Annotated in this window: 7 protein-coding genes; 2 read left to right on the top strand and 5 right to left on the bottom strand. The window is 75.0% G+C overall.

All coding sequences use genetic code 11. The annotated features are described in order from the left end of the window. The 5 genes from CCN33_RS28745 to CCN33_RS28765 form a co-directional block, all read right to left on the bottom strand. A partial coding sequence (locus tag CCN33_RS28745) for a tyrosinase family protein (protein ID WP_140394728.1) occupies window positions 1–559 on the bottom strand: 559 nt, incomplete at its 3' end. Then, window positions 543–1025, bottom strand: coding sequence for a tyrosinase family oxidase copper chaperone (locus CCN33_RS28750; RefSeq protein WP_086696318.1), 483 nt, complete (start codon window positions 1023–1025; stop codon window positions 543–545). The genes CCN33_RS28745 and CCN33_RS28750, both read right to left, overlap by 17 nt. Window positions 1026–1125: 100 nt before the next feature. Continuing rightward, window positions 1126–1614 (bottom strand): DUF5949 family protein, encoded by a 489-nt coding sequence (locus tag CCN33_RS28755; protein ID WP_086696319.1) that lies wholly within the window; start codon window positions 1612–1614, stop codon window positions 1126–1128. Window positions 1615–1879: 265 nt separating this feature from the next. Next, window positions 1880–2167, bottom strand: coding sequence for a hypothetical protein (locus CCN33_RS28760; RefSeq protein WP_086696322.1), 288 nt, complete (start codon window positions 2165–2167; stop codon window positions 1880–1882). Window positions 2168–2376: 209 nt separating this feature from the next. Then, window positions 2377–2616: a chaplin gene (locus CCN33_RS28765; RefSeq protein WP_086696320.1), complete on the bottom strand. Its 240-nt coding sequence runs from the start codon at window positions 2614–2616 to the stop codon at window positions 2377–2379. A gap of 569 nt (window positions 2617–3185) precedes the next feature. Between CCN33_RS28765 and CCN33_RS28770 the strand changes: the two genes are divergently transcribed. Together CCN33_RS28770 and CCN33_RS28775 are read left to right on the top strand one after the other, a co-directional pair. Further along, the gene (locus CCN33_RS28770) at window positions 3186–4346 is read left to right on the top strand and encodes a glycosyltransferase (RefSeq protein ID WP_086696321.1); all 1161 of its coding nucleotides are present in this window, start codon (window positions 3186–3188) and stop codon (window positions 4344–4346) included. After that, window positions 4343–5183, top strand: an 841-nt coding sequence (locus CCN33_RS28775) for a nucleoside-diphosphate sugar epimerase/dehydratase (protein WP_425275875.1), incomplete at its 3' end; no start/stop codon positions are given. The genes CCN33_RS28770 and CCN33_RS28775, both read left to right, overlap by 4 nt.

A 5183-nucleotide genomic window follows, 5' to 3' on the forward strand; every position in this document is an offset into this window, starting at 1 on the left:
CCTCCAGCTTGTTGCGGAAGCCCCGGGTGACGGTCGAGTCCCACGGGGAGACGTCGTACGCCGGGTCGTCCAGCGCCCACTGCAGCTCACTCCTGGTGGGGAGCTGGATCGGGGCGGCGGCGCGGCCGAGGTCGCGGGTGAGGTACTTGCCGTCGGTGATGCCCTCCTTGAGGGTCCAGTGCCCGGCCGCGTAGGCGAACGGCCCGGTGGTCACCTGACGGTCGCTCTTGCGGCCGTTGCCGCCGAGGAGGTCCTTGGTCCAAGGCGCCGACGTCGCACTGCGGTCGCGGGTCCAGTCCCAGTACGGCACGGTCACCGAGGAGTCCACCCGGCGCAGCGCCCGCTCCAGCTCCAGCAGGAAGCGCCGGTGCCAGGGCAGGAAGGAGGGGGCCATGTGGGCGGCGCGCAGCCCCTTCTCGCCGTCCGCCGTGTAGTAGTCGATGTGCGTCCGCACGAACGCGTCGTACTCGCCGCGCCGTTTGACCTCCAGCAGGGCGTTGACGAAGCGCCGCTTCTCGTTCGCGGTGAGCGCGGCGGCGTTCTTACGCACGTACGCCATGCATGCCCCCCATCCCGTGTCCCGCGTGCTCGCCGCCCACCGGTCCCGGGGCCGTCTCGCGCAGCCGCTGGCCGGGACCGATCTCGTCCACGGCCGCACGGGCCGCCTCCAGGGGAGTGGCGTACGAGGTGTAGTGGTCGACCATGCTCATCCAGGTGCCGTCGGCGCGGCGCATCAGGTGCAGCGGGCGGCCGTCGACGGTGATCTGCCACGCGCCCTCGTCAGCCCGGCGCGCCGCGGCCGGGACCAGGAAGCCCAGGATGCGGTGGCCGCGGTAGGTCTCGTCGAAGGCCCTGTCCTCCGCGACCCCGGCCGGAGGCAGCGGACGGGACGCGGCGACCACCGGGGCCAGCCCCAGGGCGGCCACCGAGGCCAGCAGGCCGCGGGCCACCTCCCGCCGCGACGGTTTGTCTTCTCTGACCTGCGGTTCCGCCCCCACGGCCACTCCACCGGCACCGACGACCATCGCTCACTCCCTCGTCCGCAGTTCGGCTTGTCCACAGCGGTAACCGCGTCGGGGCGTCCGGGGTCACCGCACAGCGGCCATCCGAGTAGGCGGCAGAGGGTCAGCGCAGGCGGCGCGCCGGGAGCATGACGTGGGCGGCGGTCATCAGCGTCTCGTCGGCACCGGCGAAGGCGGCCAGCGCGGCGGGGTCGACGGTCACACCGGGGCGGCCCTCGGGCCAGGCGCGGGTGGTGAAGACGAGATAGGCGTGTCCGCGCCGGGCGACGGCGTCCAGCCACTCCGGCGGGGCGTCGGCCTGGGCGACGAGCTGGGGCATCCGGACGACGGCCTGGCCGGCCTCGACAAGCAGGGAGACGGGAAGGCTGGGCCGGGTGGCGCCGTCGATGACGGTGCCGATGGTCAGCCCGTTCATCTCCAGGAGCTGGGTGACGGCGGCCGAGGTGGCACGCGGTCCGCCCTCGGCGTCCCCGAGGGAGTACGCCAGCAGGTACGGCATGTCGCCGCCGTCGGGGGCCTCGCCGCTCCAGGCCAGGACGACGAGGGTGCCGAGGTCGGCGGCGCGGAAGGCTTCGCTTGTGGTTGAGGTCACCGCGCGACCCTATCCACGGGCGCAGGGCCTGCCGGGGGACCGCTCACTCGTCCGGGGGACGGCCGGGTGGTGCTCCACACGATCGGGGGAAGCGGCCTCGAAACCAGGGGACGCGACCTCGAACACGAAGGGGGCGCGGCCTTGGACACGCGGGGGGGGCCTCGGACACGAAGGGGTGCCGCCTCCGACACGAAGGGGCGCCGCCTCGGACACGAAAGGGAGGGCCGGTCCGCGCGGCGCGGTCCGGCCCTCCCTCCACGGTGGCTCAGCTCTGCAGCGGCAGCCCGCCGAGCAGCGGGTTGTGCGTGTTGAGCGCGGTGGTGGCGCCCTTGACGGTGCTGAGGACGGAGTCCTTGTTCTCGGTGTTCAGCGCGTCCGACTGGTGCTGCAGCGGCATCACGTCACGCACCTTCAGACCGCCCTTGGCGACCTGGTCCACGGCGCCGTTCAGGCTGCTGGGCGTCAGGTCGCCGGAGTAGGCGAACGCGGGCGCGGCGACGCCGGTGAGGGCGATGGAACCGGCCAGGACGGCTGCGGCCTTCAGGGACTTCATCATGTTCCTCTCCTCGGCAACTCGCGTCGCCCCAGGGATGTCCGACGCCCTGCCCAACGAGTCACGGCCGGGGCGGAAACCCTGTGTGCACAAGACATATGAGATTCCCCCTGAGATCGGGAGGGCGCGCCCATACGACAGCGGCCCGGCCGTCCGCTCACGCTGTACGCGCGTGCGGACGGCCGGGCCGGGGTGTGCGTCGGACGACCTCAGTCGTTGACGCAGGTGTTGCCGAAGGCCGGGTTCAGCAGGCCGATGACGTCGATGGTGTTGCCGCAGATGTTGACCGGCACGTGGACCGGGATCTGGACGACGTTGCCCGACAGGACGCCCGGCGAGTTCGCGGCGACGGCCTGCGCGCCGGAGTCGGCAGCGGCGATACCGGCACCGCCGGCGACGGCCGCCACGGCGGCGGAGGTCAGGACCAGACCCTTCGCGATACGCGACATGGAGAGGTACTCCTTGAAATTCGAGACAAACATCCGGGCGGGCTGCCCGACGCAGTGTCAACGCGAGCCGCCGCGAGGGGTTGTGCCGCCAAAGGGGTGATCTCCGCGAAAACCGGGGCCGCATGCGAGGCCCACCCGCGTCGTTGCGCCGCTCGGACCCCCGCGCTCACTAGAGTCGCGGCCCTCTCCTCCGTACCAGGTCCGGACGCCGTGCGTGGCGGCCACCGGCTCACGCTTCAGGGAGGCAGCGTGCCGCGCCGTCGTACGCCGGGCGCACGGAAGTGGCCGGGCGCGGGTCCACCGGACGACGTACCGGAGCGCACGACCGGCGCGACAGGACGCGTACGGGTCATGCGTCAGGCCGGGTACGCCAGGCCGTCCGGACGCGGGCCCGAGGGTGGCCGATCTCGGGCGCGGCGCGCGGGCGCGCCGGTGACCCGCCGGGCCACCTGCTCGTTCCCCACCGGGACGCGGCGAGGGCCGGTGTGCTCTTCACCGCGGAGGACGCCCGGCAGCGAGGCGCGGTCCCGATCAGATCCGAGCGCCCCTGTGAGCGAGGTATCCCGCCCATGCACCAGCCAGTTTCCGACGCCCGAGAACGGGTGCTGCATGTTTCGCAGCCCGTCGACGGCGGAGTCGCGCGGGTCGTGCTCGACCTGGCGCGGGCCCAGCTCGCGGCGGGCGTGCGCGTCGTGATCGCCTGTCCGGGCGGCCGACTGGCCACGGAGGCACAGGAGATAGGCGCCGAGGTGCGGCTCTGGCGGGCCACCCGGTCCCCGGGTCCCGCGCTGTCCGGCGAGGTACGGCGGCTCGCCCGCCTCGTCGGGGAGGTACGGCCCGCACTGGTGCACGCGCACAGCGCCAAGGCCGGTCTGGCCGCCCGTCTCGCCCTGCGCGGCCGTGTCCCGACCGTCTTCCAGCCGCACGCCTGGTCCTTCGAGGCCACCGGCGGGGTCACCGCCGCGCTCGCCCGGCGCTGGGAGCGGTTCGCCGCGCGCTGGGCCGAACGGGTGGTGTGCGTCAGCGAGGCGGAGCGTGAGACCGGCGTACGCGCCGGGGTGCGCGCCGCGTACGCCGTGGTGCGCAACGGCATCGACCTCGAACGGTTCTCCCCCGCGCCCGCCCCGGCGGCTCGCGCCGGGCTGCCCGGCCTCGGGGCCGGACCGCTGGTGGTGTGTGTCGGGCGGCTGTGCCCGCAGAAGGGCCAGGACGTGCTGCTGGCCGCGTGGGAGCGGGTGCTGACGGTCCTGCCGGAGGCCCGGCTGGTGCTGGTCGGCGACGGGCCCGACCGGGAGAGGCTGGGTGAACTGGCGGGACCGCGCGTGCGGTTCGCGGGTGAGGTCGCCGACGTGCTGCCCTGGTACCGGGCCGCCGACCTGGTGGTGCTGCCCTCGCGCTGGGAGGGCATGGCGCTGGCCCCGCTGGAGGCGCTGGCCTGCGCCCGGCCCGTGGTGCTCAGCGACGTGGACGGCGCCCGCGAGAGCCTGCCGCCCGCGCTCGCCGGACGCTGCCTGGTGCCGCCGGAGGACCCGGACGCGCTGGCCACCGCCGTGACCGGGCTGCTGTGCGACGCACCTCTGCGCGCGGACCTCGGCGACCGCGGCCGCCGGCACGTCCTGACCACGCACGACGTACGGGTGACCGCCGAGCGGATCGCGGACCTCTACCGCGACCTCCTCGGCACCCTGCCGTCCGTGCCCACCGAGCGCAGGGAGTCGACCCACCCGTGACCGCGGAAAGCATCGTCCCCTCGCCCAGCGCCTCCGGCATGGAGTCCGGGTACGCCGTACGGCCCGCGCGGGGCTTCCGGTTCCCGGCCCGGCGCCCGCACTCCCCCGCCGTCTCGCCCCTGCCGCTGCTCACCGCCGACCTCGCCGCCGCCGTGGCCGGCGCGCTCGTACTGGACGCGGCCGTGCGCGGGCCGCTCGTCGTGGCCGCCCTGGTCACCGGCGCCCTGCTGCTGCGGCCGCGCCCGGCGCGCGCGGTGACCGGTGTGCTCGACGAACTCCCGTCCGTCTGCGGCCGGATCGCGGTGGTCTGGCTGGGGCTCGGCACGCTGACCGCCGCTCTGGAACCCGGCCGCGCCCTGACCCCGGCCGCGCTGGCCGCCGGCTGGGCCGCGCACGCGGTGGTCGCCTGCGTCGGCCGGGCGGCCGTGCACCGCAGCCGCCGCGTGCGGCGGCTGCGGCTGCCGAGCACCGCGCTGGTGATCGGCCCCGCCGCGACCGCCCAGCGGGTCGCCGCCGCGCTGCTGCGGCAGCCGGACTGCGGGGTACGCCCCGTCGGCGTGGTCACCGACCACCCGGACGGCAGCACCGGGCTCCCGGTGCTGACCTGCGGCGAGCAGGTCGAGCGGGCGCTCATCCAGAACGGCGTCGGCACCGTCCTCACCGTCGACCCCGCCGTACGCACCGAGAAGGGCCCGTTGCTGCGGGCGCTCGCCGAGTCGGGCTGCGCGGTGTGGGAGGTGGACGCGGACTGCCCGGCGTACGAGATGCGGGAGCAGCTCGCCGGGTTCTCCCTGAGGCGGCTCGACCTCGGCGCCCGGCGGCGCGGCAGCGTCGGCA

The organism is Streptomyces recifensis (assembly GCF_002154615.1).
Classification (GTDB): domain Bacteria; phylum Actinomycetota; class Actinomycetes; order Streptomycetales; family Streptomycetaceae; genus Streptomyces; species Streptomyces griseoluteus.

Coding starts and splice junctions, on each gene's coding strand:
- CCN33_RS28750 (WP_086696318.1), bottom strand. CDS start 1,025: ATGGTCGTCGGTGCCGGTGGAGTGGCCGTGGGGGCGGAACCGCAGGTC.
- CCN33_RS28760 (WP_086696322.1), bottom strand. CDS start 2,167: ATGAAGTCCCTGAAGGCCGCAGCCGTCCTGGCCGGTTCCATCGCCCTC.
- CCN33_RS28770 (WP_086696321.1), top strand. CDS start 3,186: ATGCACCAGCCAGTTTCCGACGCCCGAGAACGGGTGCTGCATGTTTCG.
- CCN33_RS28765 (WP_086696320.1), bottom strand. CDS start 2,616: ATGTCGCGTATCGCGAAGGGTCTGGTCCTGACCTCCGCCGCCGTGGCG.